Below are 14811 nucleotides of genomic sequence, written 5' to 3' on the forward strand. Positions count from 1 at the left end.
CCCGATGACATCCGTTGATCGCTGGCAGTTGCCAGACGGCATTGAGGAAGTACTTCCCGCCCAGGCTGCCACTGTGGAAAGCCTGCGCCGTCGTTTACTCGACCTGTTCCGCGCCTGGGGCTATGAACTGGTTATTCCGCCGCTGGTGGAATTTACCGATTCCCTGCTGATTGGCCTGGGTCACGACCTCGACCTGCTCACGTTTAAACTGACCGACCAGCTCTCCGGCCGGTCCATGGGCGTGCGGGCCGACATCACTCCGCAGGTGGCGCGTATCGACGCCCACAGCCTGGCGCCCGAGGGCGTGTCCCGCCTGTGCTACGCCGGCTCTACCCTGCACACCCGGCCCAAGTCGCTGATGGCATCGCGCTCGCCGATCCAGCTCGGCGCCGAGCTCTACGGCGACGACAGCCTCGCGGCAGATGTCGAAGTAATTCGGCTGATGCTGGCAACGCTGGATGCCGCTGAACTGCAGAGCACAATCACCCTGGACCTCGGCCACGTGGGTATCTTCGAGGCAGTGCTGGACAGTGCCCAGCTGGATGCCGGCCTGGAAGCGACCATTTTCGACTGCCTGCAACGCAAATCTGTCCCCGACCTCACCGCCGCGCTCGCCCGCGCCGAGATCGACGCGACCACGGCCGAACTGATTGTCGGCCTGGTCGACCTGCATGGCGACGACAGTGTGCTTGCCGACGCCCGCGAATTTTTTGCCGAGCGCGCTCCTCAGGCCCTGGCCGCCGTGGAGGCCCTGGCGGACGTGGCTACCGATATCCGCCGCCAGCGCCCGGACATCAGGATCTACTTCGACCTGGCAGAGCTGCGCGGCTACCACTATCACACGGGTATCGTGTTCGCCGCCTATGTGCCCGGCCACGGCCAGGCGCTCGCCAACGGCGGCCGCTACAACGATGTCGGCGAAGTGTTCGGCCGGGCTCGCCCCGCGACTGGCTTCGCCACCGATTTGAAAGCCCTGATGGGCCTGGCGGCCGCCGCGAGCGAGCCCAAAGGCGCTATCAGCATGCCCGACAGCGACGATCCTGAGCTGCTGGCACAGGCCGAGGCGCTGCGCGCTGCCGGCGAGATTGTGATCAATACCCTGGGTGGCGCGGTGGATGTGCGCTGTGACAGGGAGCTGACAGACCAGGATGGATCCTGGGAATTGAAACCACTCGAAAGAGCAACACCATGAGCAAAAACGTAGTAGTTCTCGGCACCCAGTGGGGCGATGAGGGTAAAGGTAAGATCGTCGACCTCCTGACTGATCAGGCCAGTGCCGTCGTGCGCTTCCAGGGCGGACACAACGCTGGCCACACGCTGGTTATTGACGGTGTGAAGACCGTTCTTCACCTGATCCCCTCCGGCATCCTGCGTGAACACGTGCAGTGCCTGATCGGCAACGGTGTGGTGCTGGCACCGGATGCGCTGCTCAAGGAAATGGCTGGCCTCGAAGAAGCCGGCGTGCCGGTGCGTGAGCGCCTCAAGATTTCCCCGGCCTGTCCGCTGATCCTGCCCTACCACGTGGCCCTGGATCAGGCGCGCGAGGCCAAGCGCGGCAATGAGAAGATCGGCACCACCGGGCGCGGTATCGGCCCCGCTTATGAAGACAAAGTCGCCCGCCGCGGCCTGCGCCTGGGCGACCTGCAGGATAAGGACCGTTTCGCGCGCAAGCTCAAGGACGTGATGGAGTATCACAACTTCGCCCTTGAGCACTATTACCGCGCCGAGCCGCTGTCCTACGAGAAAGTGCTGGCCGACACCCTCGCCATGGGCGAGGAGATCAAGCCGATGATCGCTGACGTGACCGCGATCCTGCACCAGTGCCGTGAGACCAATGCCAAGATCATGTTCGAGGGTGCCCAGGGCTCCCTGCTGGACATCGACCACGGCACCTATCCCTACGTGACCAGCTCCAACACCACCGCTGGTGGCACCGCCACCGGTTCCGGCTTCGGCCCGCTGTACCTGGACTATGTGCTGGGTATCACCAAGGCTTACACCACCCGTGTTGGCTCCGGCCCATTCCCCACCGAGCTGTTTGACGAGACCGGCGCTCACCTGGCGGAGAAAGGCCATGAGTTTGGCGCTACCACCGGCCGCCCGCGCCGCTGTGGCTGGTTCGACGCCGTTGCCCTGCGCAACGCGGTGAACATCAACTCGGTGAGTGGCCTGTGCCTGACCAAGCTGGACGTCATGGACGGCCTCGAGTCTATCCAGATCTGTGTGGGCTACGCCTGCGCGGACGGTAAGCCCGTGCCCAACCCCGTTGATTCAGACGACTACGAAGGCCTGCACCCAGTATACGAGGAGGTTCCCGGCTGGAGCGAGTCCACCCTGGGAGCCCAGAGCCTTGAAGCGTTGCCGCAGGCCGCGCGCGATTACATCCGTAAAATTGAGGAAGTTGTGGGCGCTCCTATCGACATTATTTCCACCGGGCCTGACCGGGTGGAGACGATTGTTCTGCGCCATCCCTTTGGCTGATTAGCCGCCCCTCGCTGTTGGGGAATCCTGGCCCGCACGGGTCGGTTCCCCATTTCAGTTGCAAATCGCGAAGCATTGATGGAATTTCCCGCCGCGTTCCCTCGCGGATCTGCGCCTAGCCCGCTGTTTTAGCGGCTTTCGGGGAATTGGCAAGCTACTTGCTGTACGACCGATACAATATCGGAAGAGCAGCAACAGCATGAAGATCGAGAACCACTGCGCAGCCTTGCTACTGGCGGTAGCGACGATTGTACCTGCGGGTAATGTCGCAGCATCTCCTTTCACCTCCTGCCCCGCGCAGGCTTTTTTAGTTCAGGGCAAGACGGCCGTGCTCTATGGCGTGGACCTGTCCACAGGCTATGTAGAGAAACTCGCCAACAACATCGGTACCAGCGATAAGTTCAATGGCGTCGGTTTCAACCTTGAAGATCGATACATCTACGGTTGGAGTTACGAGCATAAGACTGTGGCCCGTTTGACCGCTGACTACACGCTTGAGCCACTGCCACTAACGACATCCATTAACGACAATTTTTACGTGGGCGATGTGTCCGTCAGTGGCAGCCAGTACTATTTCTACAAACGCGGCAGCGGCGGTAGTCACGGCTTGTGGCGGGTGGATCTGGACCCCGCTTCAGACAATTACCTGACCCCCAAGCGCATTGTCGACGGCCGCACCCTGTCGCTGCAGATCTTCGACATGGCGTTTCACCCGGACAATGGCAAGTTGTATTCCGTTACGTCTGCCGGGGACCTCGTCGTGATCAACCCCAACAGCGGCGCGGTTGAATTTTTGGCCCGGCTCTCGGAGCGGGGTACCTTTGGTGCCGTGTATTTCGACGTCGACGGCAATCTCTACGCCAGCCGCAATACCGACGGCCAGGTGTTTCGCATATCGGTGGATAGCAGTGCACCGACTCTTGAGCCCTACGCCCAGGGCCCGAATTCATCGCAAAACGACGGTGCGCGCTGTGCACTTGCACCCGTCACGCCGTTGCCCTCCACCAAACTCGACTTTGGCGACGCGCCTGACAGCTACGGCACGTCCTTCGCGAAAAACGGCCCACGCCATCAACTCGAGGAGGGGGGGGTGATACTCGGTACGCGAATCGATAGTGAAGTGCAGCCGCCGTCCGCGCCAGAGTCTGACGATAGTGTGGGATCGGATGACGAGGACGGCGTCAGCTTTATTACCGACCTTGCCGCCGGCGAGACCGCGCTGATCTCGATAAAGGCTACCGGGGCAGGTTATGTGAACGCCTGGATCGACTACAACGACAACGGCAGCTTCGACACGAGTGAGAAAATTCTGGATGGCCGCTACATCAACAATGGCTCCCAGATCATTTCTTTTGACGTGCCCGCCGACATCTCAACCGGTGATACCTGGGCGCGTTTTCGCATTTCCAGTTCGCCGAGCCTACCCGCAGTTGGCGGGGCAGCCGATGGCGAAGTTGAAGATTACGAGGTGTCGCTGTTCGGCCGCCGGGTGACGACCAGCTACTACCCGGCGGCGAACTCGTCCGTCACTCTCGCGTATGAAGACCTCTGGCCGCGTCAGGGCGATTACGACATGAACGATCTCGTGCTTAGCTATCGCACCGAGCTGAATGCGGTCTCGCTGGACAACGATCCGGGTAGTCGCAGCATCGATTCGATTGTCATTTCTGGTGAAGTAGAGGCGATCGGCGCCTCGATCAAAAGTGGCTTTGCCGTGGAGATTCCGGGGTTGCCGCGCGCGGCTGTCGATCAGGCCAATATGTCGCTCAAGGTGGGCGGCGAGTATCAGCCAGATTCATTTCTTGAAGTTGGCGCGGGCAGCGAAAACGCGGTCTTTATTATCTACGAGAATGTTTTCCGCCATGTCACCAAGGGAGAGGGCTGCAAGTTCTATCGCACCGAGGACTTCTGTGGCGGTACATCGGCAAGTCGTTTCAAGCTGACGATTCCAGTGACGGGCGAGGTGTCGGCGGATATCGCAGATGACCTGCTGTTCAATCCGTTCATCTTTGGCGTTAACGCGCGCCGTACAGAAGTGCACCTGATGGGCCGCCCGCCCACCATCAAAGCCGAAGCCAGTGCGCTCGGCAGCTACGACGACGCGTCTAACCCATCCGCGGGCAAGTATTACCAGACATCCTCCGGCCTGCCCTGGGCGATTGTGATCGGCGGCCCCTGGGCACACACCGAGGAGGGTCATGACATTGTTCAGACCTACCCCTCCTTCGAAGCCTATGTGTCTAACGGCGGAGGCCAAAGCAGCGACTGGTTCCGTGCTGAAAATGCTATCGCTGAAAAACTTTTTCAGGAGTAGTGCAAATGAATATTGTGGAACGTAAACCTATCGATCTCGCGATCATTCTGTTGCTGCTGTGCGCGATCGGCGGCTGCATTGGCAGCCCACTGCCGCCAGGGGCGGTGGCCGGCCTGTACCGCTGGGACGACCGACAGAGTGCGGTGGCGACCCGTACAGGCCAGGTGCTTGAAGAACACGACGGCTACTTCAGCGGCGACTTTGACTTCGGTGATGTACTGGACAGCTATCCCGAATTGGCTGAGACGCCCGACCAGCCTTTGTTGATCAAGGCCTGTGAAGAAGAACTCTGTTACGCCGTAATCGTGTTCGGTGACTTCTTCCAGCTGAATGAAGAAGGGCGCGTCACCGGGTACGCGTCGATGAACAGCCTCACTACAGCGATGGCGAACCAGGTGATGGCGCTGCCGGCAGAGGAAGTGCTGGGCGCCCTGAATATTCTGGCCGGCAGACTCACTGCTGGCGGGGATGCAGACTATCAGGCGTTTCTGCGCCTGGACCCGGAACGCAAGCCCCAGCATGAGGCGCTGTTGCTAAACGATCGGGTATTCGCTGCGGCGCAGCGCCTGGTCGTAGAGGCGCCAGGATTTACCGTGGATAAATTACTGGGGGAGTCCCGCATCGCCACCGAGGACCTGCAGGTTCCCGACGGCTTTGTCTTTGACGATACCTATGTGCTGAGCGTAGATATTGATGTGTCTGCGGTACTCGATGAAAAAGCGTACCTCTCTATTTGCAGCGAATACAGCCAGACGGGTAGTGACTACGAGATCAATTTTGATGCCTGTCAGTTGAGTACACCCCTGGTGGGTGGCCGTTATGTGGGGGAGCTCAATCTCACGGGTTCGACCACCGAACTGCTGGTTGTCATCCTGCCACTGCAGTCGCCGGAGGACGCCCTTTACTATCCCTGGTCGCGGCAACAATCGGGTGATCGGTTGCGTATCTAGCACCGCGCTCGCTTCGCTAAGCTATTGACTTGGAAGTAAATCAAGGAAAAGATGGTGAAAAGCACAAGAAAATGGATGTCCCTTGTATCCCAGCATAAGGAAATTTGCTGCCCGCGCCACGTCTGCCACCCTTGCCGGCATCGTGGCCTTTTCACTGTCTCTCGTGGCCAGCCACGAGGGGCACGCCGTGCTGCGCAATACCGAAGACCCGATCGACAACCCCGACCTTGAGCAGGCTTGCGGTCTGAATGTGCTGATGATTCTCGATGAGTCCGGGTCCATCGGTGACAACGACGATAACGTGCGTACAGCCTTTAAAGCGTTTACTGCGGCGATCAAAAATACCAGTTCCTCGATGGCCGTGGCGGAATTTTCCAAGGTAGCGCGGCTTCCAAAGATCGGCGTCTTTAATCGCGGTGACTACATCACGGTCACAGACGATACCAAGGTATTTCTCGACAATTACGTTGATAACGATTACGACCCGGGCGGCAATACCAACTGGGAAGACGGCCTGCGCATGGGCCGGTTAGGTTCAGCGTTTGCACCACGTCCTTCTTTTGATGTGCCGCATCTCACGGTGTTTATCACCGACGGTGACCCCACTCAGGTGATTCGCAATGACCGGGTGACCGACGATGAGTACAACAACAAGGTGCCCCTGAGCGATAACGAAACTACCGGGTCTGATAAAAACCCGGCGGCTGATCGCGCGGTAGCCAATGCCAACAATTTGAAATCACAGGATTCGCACATTCTCGTCGTAGCCGTGGGCAATGGTGTGTCGTCGAATGCGTCGCTCGCGCGCATTCAGAAAATTTCAGGGCCCGATGTCCATCCCGATGGCGACCCCTTCGATATCACCACAGACGACGTTTATCGCGAACCAAATTTTGATGAGCTTGAGGACGCCCTGCGCGAAGCTGCGTTTCAACTCTGCTCTCCATCGGTGACGGTTGAGAAAATCGTCGACCTCACGCCAGACCCGGATTCGCTGGACGATGCTATTCCCGGCCCGCTGTGGCAGATCACCGGTGAAGTTGCCGCACCGGGTAGTGGCGAGTTCGCCTGGATCCTGCCAGTGAAAGAAGATCCAGCCCTGACCGACGCCAAGACCACGCTCACTGATGCGTCCGGTTTTGCGACTTTCCAGTGGCGGCCAGCGGATGAGGTTGACTCCTCCGGCTTCGTCGCCACTGAGGTGGTCCAGAGTGGTTTTACCAACGACGAGAGCAAAACCATCTGTACCTTCCGCACCCCTGACAGCCCCGACGCAGACTTGCCCCTGGACGATTCCGGTGAGGGTACGTTCACGATTACGGTACCGGAGCAGTCGATTGTCACCTGTAAGTTCTTCAATCTGGCGGATCCAGCGCCAGGCATCACCCTGGAAAAACTGACGGACGGGGTGGATGCAGATACCCGGACCGGCCCGGTAGTGCCCCGCGGCGACGTGGTCAACTGGAGCTATCAGGTAGCGAACACTGGCAACACAATACTCAGTGGCATCAGCATTGAAGATCTGGTGACAGAGCCTGTTGTATTCGATGGCCAGGTCCAGCCGGTTGATTGCCCCAAAACCACCCTGATTCAGGGTGAGAGCATGACCTGCACCGCCAGCGGCATCTCCGGCATGACGCCTGAGGGCGATTCTTTTACCGGCCAGTTTCGCAATGATGCCACGGTGAGAGCGACCGACAGCTACGGCACGCCCGTGTCTGCGACTGACCCCTCGCACTACTTCGAGGTGGAGCCCGGCATTAGCGTGGAGAAAAGCACTAACGGGGAAGATGCTGACCAACAGCCCGGCCCACTGGTCAGGGTAGGGCGGACCATCAACTGGCTGTATGAGGTGCGCAATACCGGTTCCGAGCCGCTGGCCAATATCGCGATCAGCGATGACCAGGGTGTGACTCTGAATTACCAGGGCGGTGACCTGGACGGTGACAATCTGCTGGATGTGACCGAAGTTTGGCTCTATTCGGGGCTTGGCATGGCAGTGGCCGGCCAGTACGCCAACCGCGCGATTGTCAGCGGCGAGGGCAGCTCAGAGACTGTGACCGACGAGGACCCCTCGCACTATTTTGGCCTGGACATGCAGATCGATATAGAGAAATCGACCAATGGCGAGGATGCCGACGTGGCGCCAGGCCCGACACTCGAGCGGGGAGCGCCCGTCAATTGGACCTACGCTGTGAGAAATGTGGGTAACTTTGCGATCGATAACTGGACGGTGGTTGATGATCAGTTGGGCGCGATCAACTGCCCCAGTGTTGTGCTGGTGCCCGGTGGCCCTGCCGCTATTTGTTCCGCCGTGGGTACCGCTAGTGCAGGCCAATATCGCAATGTGGCGGTAGCGACGGCACCGAACCCGGCGGGTGGCGCGCCGGCCACAGACTCAGACCCGTCTCACTACTTTGGCGCCTTGCCCGCCCTGACATTGGAAAAAGCCACCAATGGCCAGGATGCCGATACGCCGACTGGCCCCTTCATTGAGGTTGGCGGTCCTGTCAACTGGACCTATGTTGCGACCAATGCAGGCAACGTCGCCCTGCGCTTGCTAGCCGTGGTGGACTCCAAACTGCCTTTGGGAAGCGTGGATTGCCCGGACGATATCCTCGATCCGGCCGAATCAGTTGTCTGTACAGCCAGCGGTATTTCTGCCCCGGGCCAGTATTCCAACCTGGGATTGGCGTTGGCCGTGCCGGTCGTAGACGACCCGAATGACCCCAGAAACAGGGTCGGTGACTTCGACTTATCCCACTATTTCGGTGCCAGCCCCGGTATTGGTATCGAGAAATTTACCAACGGCATTGACGCCGATACGCCGGAGACCGCGGCGCGTATCCCCATTGGTGATGTGGTCGAGTGGGGCTATGTGGTATTCAACACCGGCAATGAGCCGCTGAGAGATGTGGTGGTCACTGACAACCAGGGCGAGATCCCGGTGTATGTGGAAGGTGATACCAACAATAACAACCAACTGGACCTCGATGAGCGTTGGTTGTTCGAGGCGCAGGGTACTGCAGGGGCCAGTCTCTACTCGAATATCGGCACCGCGCGGGGTACAGACAGCCTCGGAGCGGTGGTGACTGAGACGGACCCCTCGCACTATTTCGGTTACGAGAACGCCATCACCGTGGAAAAATCGACCAACGGAGAAGATGCTGATACCGCACCGGGGCCAAACCTGGCGATTAATGCAGCGGTAACCTGGGAGTACGTGGTAACCAATACCGGTGCTGCGGCTACCCCGCTGGTGCAGGTGCGGCTGGTAGACGACCAGCTCGGCGTAATCGCCGGGCCCGACAGTGGCGATGACAATAACAACGATGTGCTCGACCCGAATGAGGTGTGGATCTACACGGCAGTGGGAGTTGCCCAGCAGGGGCAGTACGCGAACGTCGCTACGATTACCGGTATTGGCCCCGCGCCCGAGAATGAAGAGCTCGAAGACACCGATCCCTCCCATTACTTCGGCGGTGACAGCTCCCCCGCGCTGGTGCTTGAAAAATACACCGACGGCGTGGATGCCGACGTGGCGCCTGGGCCATTGCTGGAAGTCGGCAATTCCGTGCTGTTCGTTTATGTGGCCGAAAATACCGGTGATGTGCCGTTGGAGCAGGTAGAAGTCACCGACGACCAGGGTGTGACCGTGCTCTGTGCAGGCGGGAATCCCATTCCCGAAATACCCGTGGGTGGCACGGGTTATTGTGTGGGCGCTGGCACTGTGACTGGTGGCCAGTACGCCAATATCGGCACAGCCGAGGGCACCGGTTTGTTGGGAACGGATGTGATCGCGACAGACCCCAGCCATCACTTTGGTTATGCCTCTCTGGGAGGGCGTGAAGACCCAGAGATTGATATCGAAAAAGCCACCAATGGCGCTGACGCGGACAATCCCCCTGGGCCGCTCCTTCTCCAGGGGTCCGCCGTGGACTTCACTTATGTCGTCACCAATACCGGCAACGTGCCGCTGGCCACGATAGAGCTCACCGACGATCAAGGTGTGGTTGTGGATTGCCCCTCGGGTAACCCGATCCCGCTGATGCTGCCGGGTGAGTCGGAAACCTGCACCGGAGACGCGCTGGTGACGCGAGGCAATTACCGCAACGTGGGCACGGCGTCTGGCGTGGGTACCGGTGTGCTGCCGCCCGTGGTCGAAGATACCGACCCCAGCCATCACAAGGGCCTTAATCGCAACGAGTTGTTCGGGGTGCCTGTGATGCCGCTGTTCTACCTGATCATGTCGGCACTGGCCCTGACCGCGCTCGTGGGTCACGTCCGCCGTAAATAAGCACTAGCTCCGGAGCGCGGCGATTGCCGCGCTGACGGGGCCGCACTGTTCAAAAATCACTCAAATTCATAAATACCCGTCTATACTCCTCGAACACCGATAAAAACGTTCGCGGGAGGTACAGGATGTACCAAGGAATACTGCTTGCAGTATTGATTGTGCTGATGGGCCTGTTGGCCGTCAGAATAGTTACGGCCTGGCGGGACGCCAGTGCGAGTAAGCCAGCACCACTGAGTAAACGCAAAACCCAGCAAGCCGCTTCGGTCCAGCCGTGGCACTCCATCTCCTGCGTGGGTGATTGCCCCGCGCTCAAGACCTATAAGGGCAAGCGCTTCCTGGTTAAGAATGCCCCTCCATTGCCGGTGCCCGGCTGTACCTCGGGACACTGTGAATGCCGCTACGTCCATTACGAAGATCGCCGCGACGAGTTGGACGACCGGCGCGGCCTCAATGGCCTGCGGGCAGAGCTTTTCTCCCAGTCGGGTAAAGGCGACCGCCGCGAGAAGCACCGCGGGCGCCGCCAGGATGATGAGTTGACGCTGCACTGACGGCGGGCCCTGCGCCTTGTATTTTAGGCATAGTCTGTGAACCTGTTCACCTTGTACTAGAGCACCGGGTTACCCCCTCTGCCTGATTCTGATAGTGTCGGGCGGACACGCAGCAACGACAGATTAGCGCCCATGCTAGTGACATCAATCCACGCTGGAACCCGCCGACTCAGCGGCGTAGTGCTGGCCCTGGCGGCTGCACTATCGAGCAGTCTCCATCTTCATGCCGCCGTTGAGGTGCGAGGCAGTGACGCCGCCTCAGTGGTTAGTGCAAATAGCGTAACGATCGGCGCTGTCGATATTGTTGCGGGCTTGAATCGCATGGCGCTGGTGGGCATTTCCCTGAATGCGAATGCTGGCGAGACCCTCAGTTCTGTCACCTACTCTCCTGGCGATGACAGCGATGACAGCGCTGACCAGCTTTTCAGCTGCAACATCGACGCCTATAGCAGTGATTCCAAGCTGCACCTCTATATCTGTTACCTACCCAGTCCTACCGTTGCCAGCAATGGTGAAATTTCGGCGGTGTTCAGCGCCAGCCTGGATAAGGGCGCTGTTGCTGGATACGTGGACCTGGCAGGTGTGGATCTGACTGACCCTATTGCGCCGACACCTCCCACAAATCAATGGGCCACAGCGGGTGATTCCATCCTGGCCACCGTGAACGTGGACGCAGTCCAGGCTGGCGGATTGGCCTTCAACGTGGTCGCGACCGAAAAAGATACAACGCCGGATGAAGGCGTTGATCAGGTTCGAATATGGCGCCAGCTGGCGGCTGGGTCCGTCGAGATTTCGGGCGGCGCCGCCTACCGCCCGAATGCCGGCGGAGCAGAGGCTGACCTCGATGTGAGCTGGCAGCTCAGCCCCCAGAAAAAATGGGCGATTCTGGGGGTCGCGCTTAATCCCGCGGCTGAAGTATTCGTGCCAGGTACGGACTATGGCGATGCAGCTGGCTATGGCGACGCGGGGCACCAGCAACGTGGTCTTCTGGAAACGCTGCGGGTCCCGGCAGTTACCGATGATTGGGAGCCAGTGGCGCTGCGTGCCGTCTATGACAGCCCGGTTGTGGTGTGCGCGCGGAATCTTGTCAGCGATGCAGATACGGAGGCGGTCGTCAGGGTCGATAATGTGACCGGAACCAGCTTCGATGTGCGCTTGCAGGTGCCCAGTGATCAGCTCGGCGCTACCGCCTCCGACGTATATTGCCTGGTAGCTGAGGAGGGCGACTACGATCTCACGTCTGTTGGCGGGCCAAAATTTGAAGCTCATACGGTGCTGTCGATCGAGACCAATGGTGCGGAAAACTTCTTTGGCTGGGATAGCGCCGACACCGAAGATGTTACGAGTGACCTCGCGCATTCCTATACAGCGCCGGTGGTCCTCGGGCAGGTGATGAGCTTCAACGAGTCGCGGCATAGTCAGTTCTGGGCGCACGATTGCAGCGACTACGTCAATCCTCCCGTTGGTGCCGGCGTCTGTGTAGGCAAGCACGTGGGCAAGGATACCGACACGACCGACCGAGGGGACGAGACGCTGGGTTATATCGTTTTCGAGAGTGCAGGCGACGTGGTCAATGACCGCAACTGGGTAGCGGCCGTTGGGGGTGCACAGGTGGCGGGTGTTGATAACAATCCTCCTTATAGTTACGGCCTGTCCAATAGTTTTGCTTCCGGTACGGTGACGCAGACAGGTATGCAGGGCGAACAGGGGGGAATTGCCGTTCTCTATGGCGGTGCGCCGCTTGCTGGTGCTGGCCTTGATTTGGCCATCGACGAAGACACCATAGTGGGCGATCGTATCCATACTCAGGAAAGGGTTGCATATTTTTTGATGCAGACCTCTGCGGGTATTCTGCTGCAGGAGCCTTATATGGGCTTCAATCCTGGTGATCTGGAAGATCCGCAATCGGATGTTGACGCTTTGGCAGACGACAACAATGACAGCTCCTTGCGGGGTGTCGGTAGTGATGAAGATGGTGTCATTTTTGGCGTTGATTATGGTGTGAGCAACACGTTGAACGCTACTGTGCGGGTCCACAATCCGACAAGTGGCCCAGTCAACCTCTGTGGTTGGATGGATGACCCCGCGTTGCCAGGAGCTTTCGAGCCTGCGGAGGGGCGCTGTATTTCGGCGCCGATGGGCTCAAGCGACCAAGTACTTAGCTGGGCCGGCGTGCCGGAAAACGGCAGTACCTATCTGCGATTTCGGGTGACCTCCGGGGCTTTGGATGAGAGCAGTTTTGAGGGCCTCCTGGTCGATGGTGAAGCGGAAGATTACTTGTATACCTTCACGCCACCGCCGTTGGATTACGGCGACGCGCCTGAGAGTTATGGAGACGCCTCGCATATAGTCGCCCCGCTTCTGGAAACGCTGTTACTGTCAGGCACTGACGACAGTTGGATGAATGTCGAACTGCGCGGGCGGTACACCGCGCCCGTGGTAGTGTGCACGCCGCACTTCCTGGAGGGTGAGGCAGAGCGCGTCGCACGCGTTAGAGCTGTGACCGGCAGCAGTTTCGAAATGCGTATGCAGCAGCCCCAGATACCGCTGGGCCCCGTGTTTGATGCCGCCTGGGATGCTAGCTGCCTGATTATTGAAAGCGGTGATCATGTCCTGCCTGACGGCCGCCGGGTACTTGCCGATACTGTCCTGTCCGGTTCCACCAATGGCAAATTTCTCACTGAGTACTGGGATGGGAGTGCCGGTGAAGACGTTGCACCCACGACGCCATTCACCCGCCCGGTGGTGCTTGGCCAGGTGATGACTGCAGCCAACGAGGCCTGGAGTGTATTCTGGGCCAACAATTGCAGCAATGCGCGTGTGGAGCCCGTCAGTGGATCCATTTGTGTCGGCAAACATATTGGCGAGGACTCGGGTGGACGCCTGGGTGAGACCCTCGGTTACGTCATTGTCGAAGCTGGCAGCGATGGGGATGGCGACGACGATAGCGGAGTGGGTAGCGCGGATGACAATGGTCACGCTTATGAGATTTTTCTGAGTGCAGAAAGTGTTGTAGGGGTTAACGTTTCACCGCCCTATGCCCACAATCTCGGCTCGTCGGAGCCGATGGTTACCGCAGTAGCGAGCATTAACGGTATGCGTGGCGTAGATGGAGGATCGCCGGTGCTCTTCGGCCCCAACCCCGTGGCGGGCAGTGCCGTGGGCCTGGCGGCACAGGAAGACACGATCAATGATACAGAGCGCAACCATATTGCCGAGCGAGTCGCCGGATGGGCCTTTGACGCCAATGATGCTTACTTGCTAAATGCTCCGTTTCTGGGGGTGCTGCCTCCGGACACGGAAGATGTTTACCAATTTGGCGCGCAGGCCACTGACGACGATCTCAACGACGCGGATGACGAGGATGGGGTTGTGTTCCAGATGGTGGGTCCGAGCGGCACAGTTCTCTCTGCCACCGTGACCGTATCTAACTTTGCCGCCGTGCCGGCTTACGTCTGTGGCTGGCTGGATGTGCCCGGTGGCGGCGGGGTGCTGGATGGGGTGTTTGACAGTTCAGACCTCGGTGCGGTGGATTGCCACGAAGTTGCCCCGGGGACTTTTCAAGGTGTCGAGAGCTTTAGCTGGAGCGGGCTGCCCGCCGGTATCTCTCAGACCTATGCCCGCTTCCGTATTTCTACCGACAGCCTCACGGCGGCCTCAGCGGTTGTCCGTGCCGCAGATGGTGAGGTAGAAGACTACTATATTCGGTTCGACACTACTGCCGTGACACTGGGGCAGGTGGGCTTGGCCTATACATCCGTTGATACTTACCTGCAACGCTTGGCTATTGCCAGTGCTGCTCAGGCCGAGGCGATTCTGCAGCGCTGGGACGAAGCCGTGGCAGCGGATCTGGAGGGTGCTAGTCGCGAGACTCTCGAGCAAGCGCTGACAGAATTTCTGGACCCGGATGGTGACGGTGATGTTGCAGTTTTCGGCTGGGAGACCCTCAGCGAGCGGGACACTATCGGTTTCTATGTGGAGCGCCGACCCGCGGCGTCTTCTGAACCATGGTATCGGGTGAACACCAGGATGCTGCCCGGCTTGATTACCGCTCCCATGGGTGGTGAGTACCTGCTGGCAGATCCGGGCGCCAGGCCAGGGCATAGTTATGACTATCGCCTCATCGAGCAGGAAGCGATGGGTGGTGAGCGTCACTACGGGCCATTTCGTCTCAATGCTGACGCTCCAGGCCACTGATTCTGTGACCTTGGTCACTAACCA

General features: G+C 59.3%; 7 protein-coding genes. All 7 read left to right on the forward strand.

Going from position 1 to position 14811, the window contains the following annotated elements; translation table 11 throughout:
* Positions 1-4: 4 nt before the first annotated feature.
* The 7 genes from EY643_RS02335 to EY643_RS02365 all read left to right on the forward strand — a co-directional run bounded on the left by EY643_RS02335 (position 5) and on the right by EY643_RS02365 (position 14787).
* Positions 5-1192, forward strand: a complete 1188-nt coding sequence (locus EY643_RS02335) for an ATP phosphoribosyltransferase regulatory subunit (RefSeq protein ID WP_152660692.1) — start codon at positions 5-7, stop codon at positions 1190-1192.
* Complete coding sequence (locus EY643_RS02340) at positions 1189-2481, forward strand: adenylosuccinate synthase (RefSeq protein ID WP_152660693.1); 1293 nt, start codon at positions 1189-1191, stop codon at positions 2479-2481. The genes EY643_RS02335 and EY643_RS02340 overlap by 4 nt, the downstream gene beginning before the upstream one ends.
* Positions 2482-2680: 199 nt before the next feature.
* Complete coding sequence (locus EY643_RS02345; RefSeq protein ID WP_152660694.1) at positions 2681-4795, forward strand: LruC domain-containing protein; 2115 nt, start codon at positions 2681-2683, stop codon at positions 4793-4795.
* Positions 4796-4800: 5 nt separating this feature from the next.
* The gene (locus tag EY643_RS02350) at positions 4801-5745 is read left to right on the forward strand and encodes a hypothetical protein (protein WP_152660695.1); all 945 of its coding nucleotides are present in this window, start codon (positions 4801-4803) and stop codon (positions 5743-5745) included.
* An 82-nt stretch (positions 5746-5827) separates the two neighbouring features.
* Positions 5828-10042, forward strand: a complete 4215-nt coding sequence (locus tag EY643_RS02355) for a vWA domain-containing protein (protein WP_152660696.1) — start codon at positions 5828-5830, stop codon at positions 10040-10042.
* 125 nt (positions 10043-10167) lie between these two features.
* Positions 10168-10590: a hypothetical protein gene (locus EY643_RS02360; RefSeq protein WP_152660697.1), complete on the forward strand. Its 423-nt coding sequence runs from the start codon at positions 10168-10170 to the stop codon at positions 10588-10590.
* 132 nt (positions 10591-10722) lie between these two features.
* Positions 10723-14787: a GEVED domain-containing protein gene (locus EY643_RS02365; RefSeq protein WP_152660698.1), complete on the forward strand. Its 4065-nt coding sequence runs from the start codon at positions 10723-10725 to the stop codon at positions 14785-14787.
* Positions 14788-14811: the final 24 nt, after the last annotated feature.

Source organism: Halioglobus maricola (genome assembly GCF_009388985.1).
GTDB classification, from domain to species: Bacteria; Pseudomonadota; Gammaproteobacteria; order Pseudomonadales; family Halieaceae; genus Halioglobus; species Halioglobus maricola.

Coding starts and splice junctions, on each gene's coding strand:
- EY643_RS02350 (WP_152660695.1), top strand. CDS start 4,801: ATGAATATTGTGGAACGTAAACCTATCGATCTCGCGATCATTCTGTTG.
- EY643_RS02335 (WP_152660692.1), top strand. CDS start 5: ATGACATCCGTTGATCGCTGGCAGTTGCCAGACGGCATTGAGGAAGTA.
- EY643_RS02365 (WP_152660698.1), top strand. CDS start 10,723: ATGCTAGTGACATCAATCCACGCTGGAACCCGCCGACTCAGCGGCGTA.
- EY643_RS02345 (WP_152660694.1), top strand. CDS start 2,681: ATGAAGATCGAGAACCACTGCGCAGCCTTGCTACTGGCGGTAGCGACG.
- EY643_RS02340 (WP_152660693.1), top strand. CDS start 1,189: ATGAGCAAAAACGTAGTAGTTCTCGGCACCCAGTGGGGCGATGAGGGT.
- EY643_RS02360 (WP_152660697.1), top strand. CDS start 10,168: ATGTACCAAGGAATACTGCTTGCAGTATTGATTGTGCTGATGGGCCTG.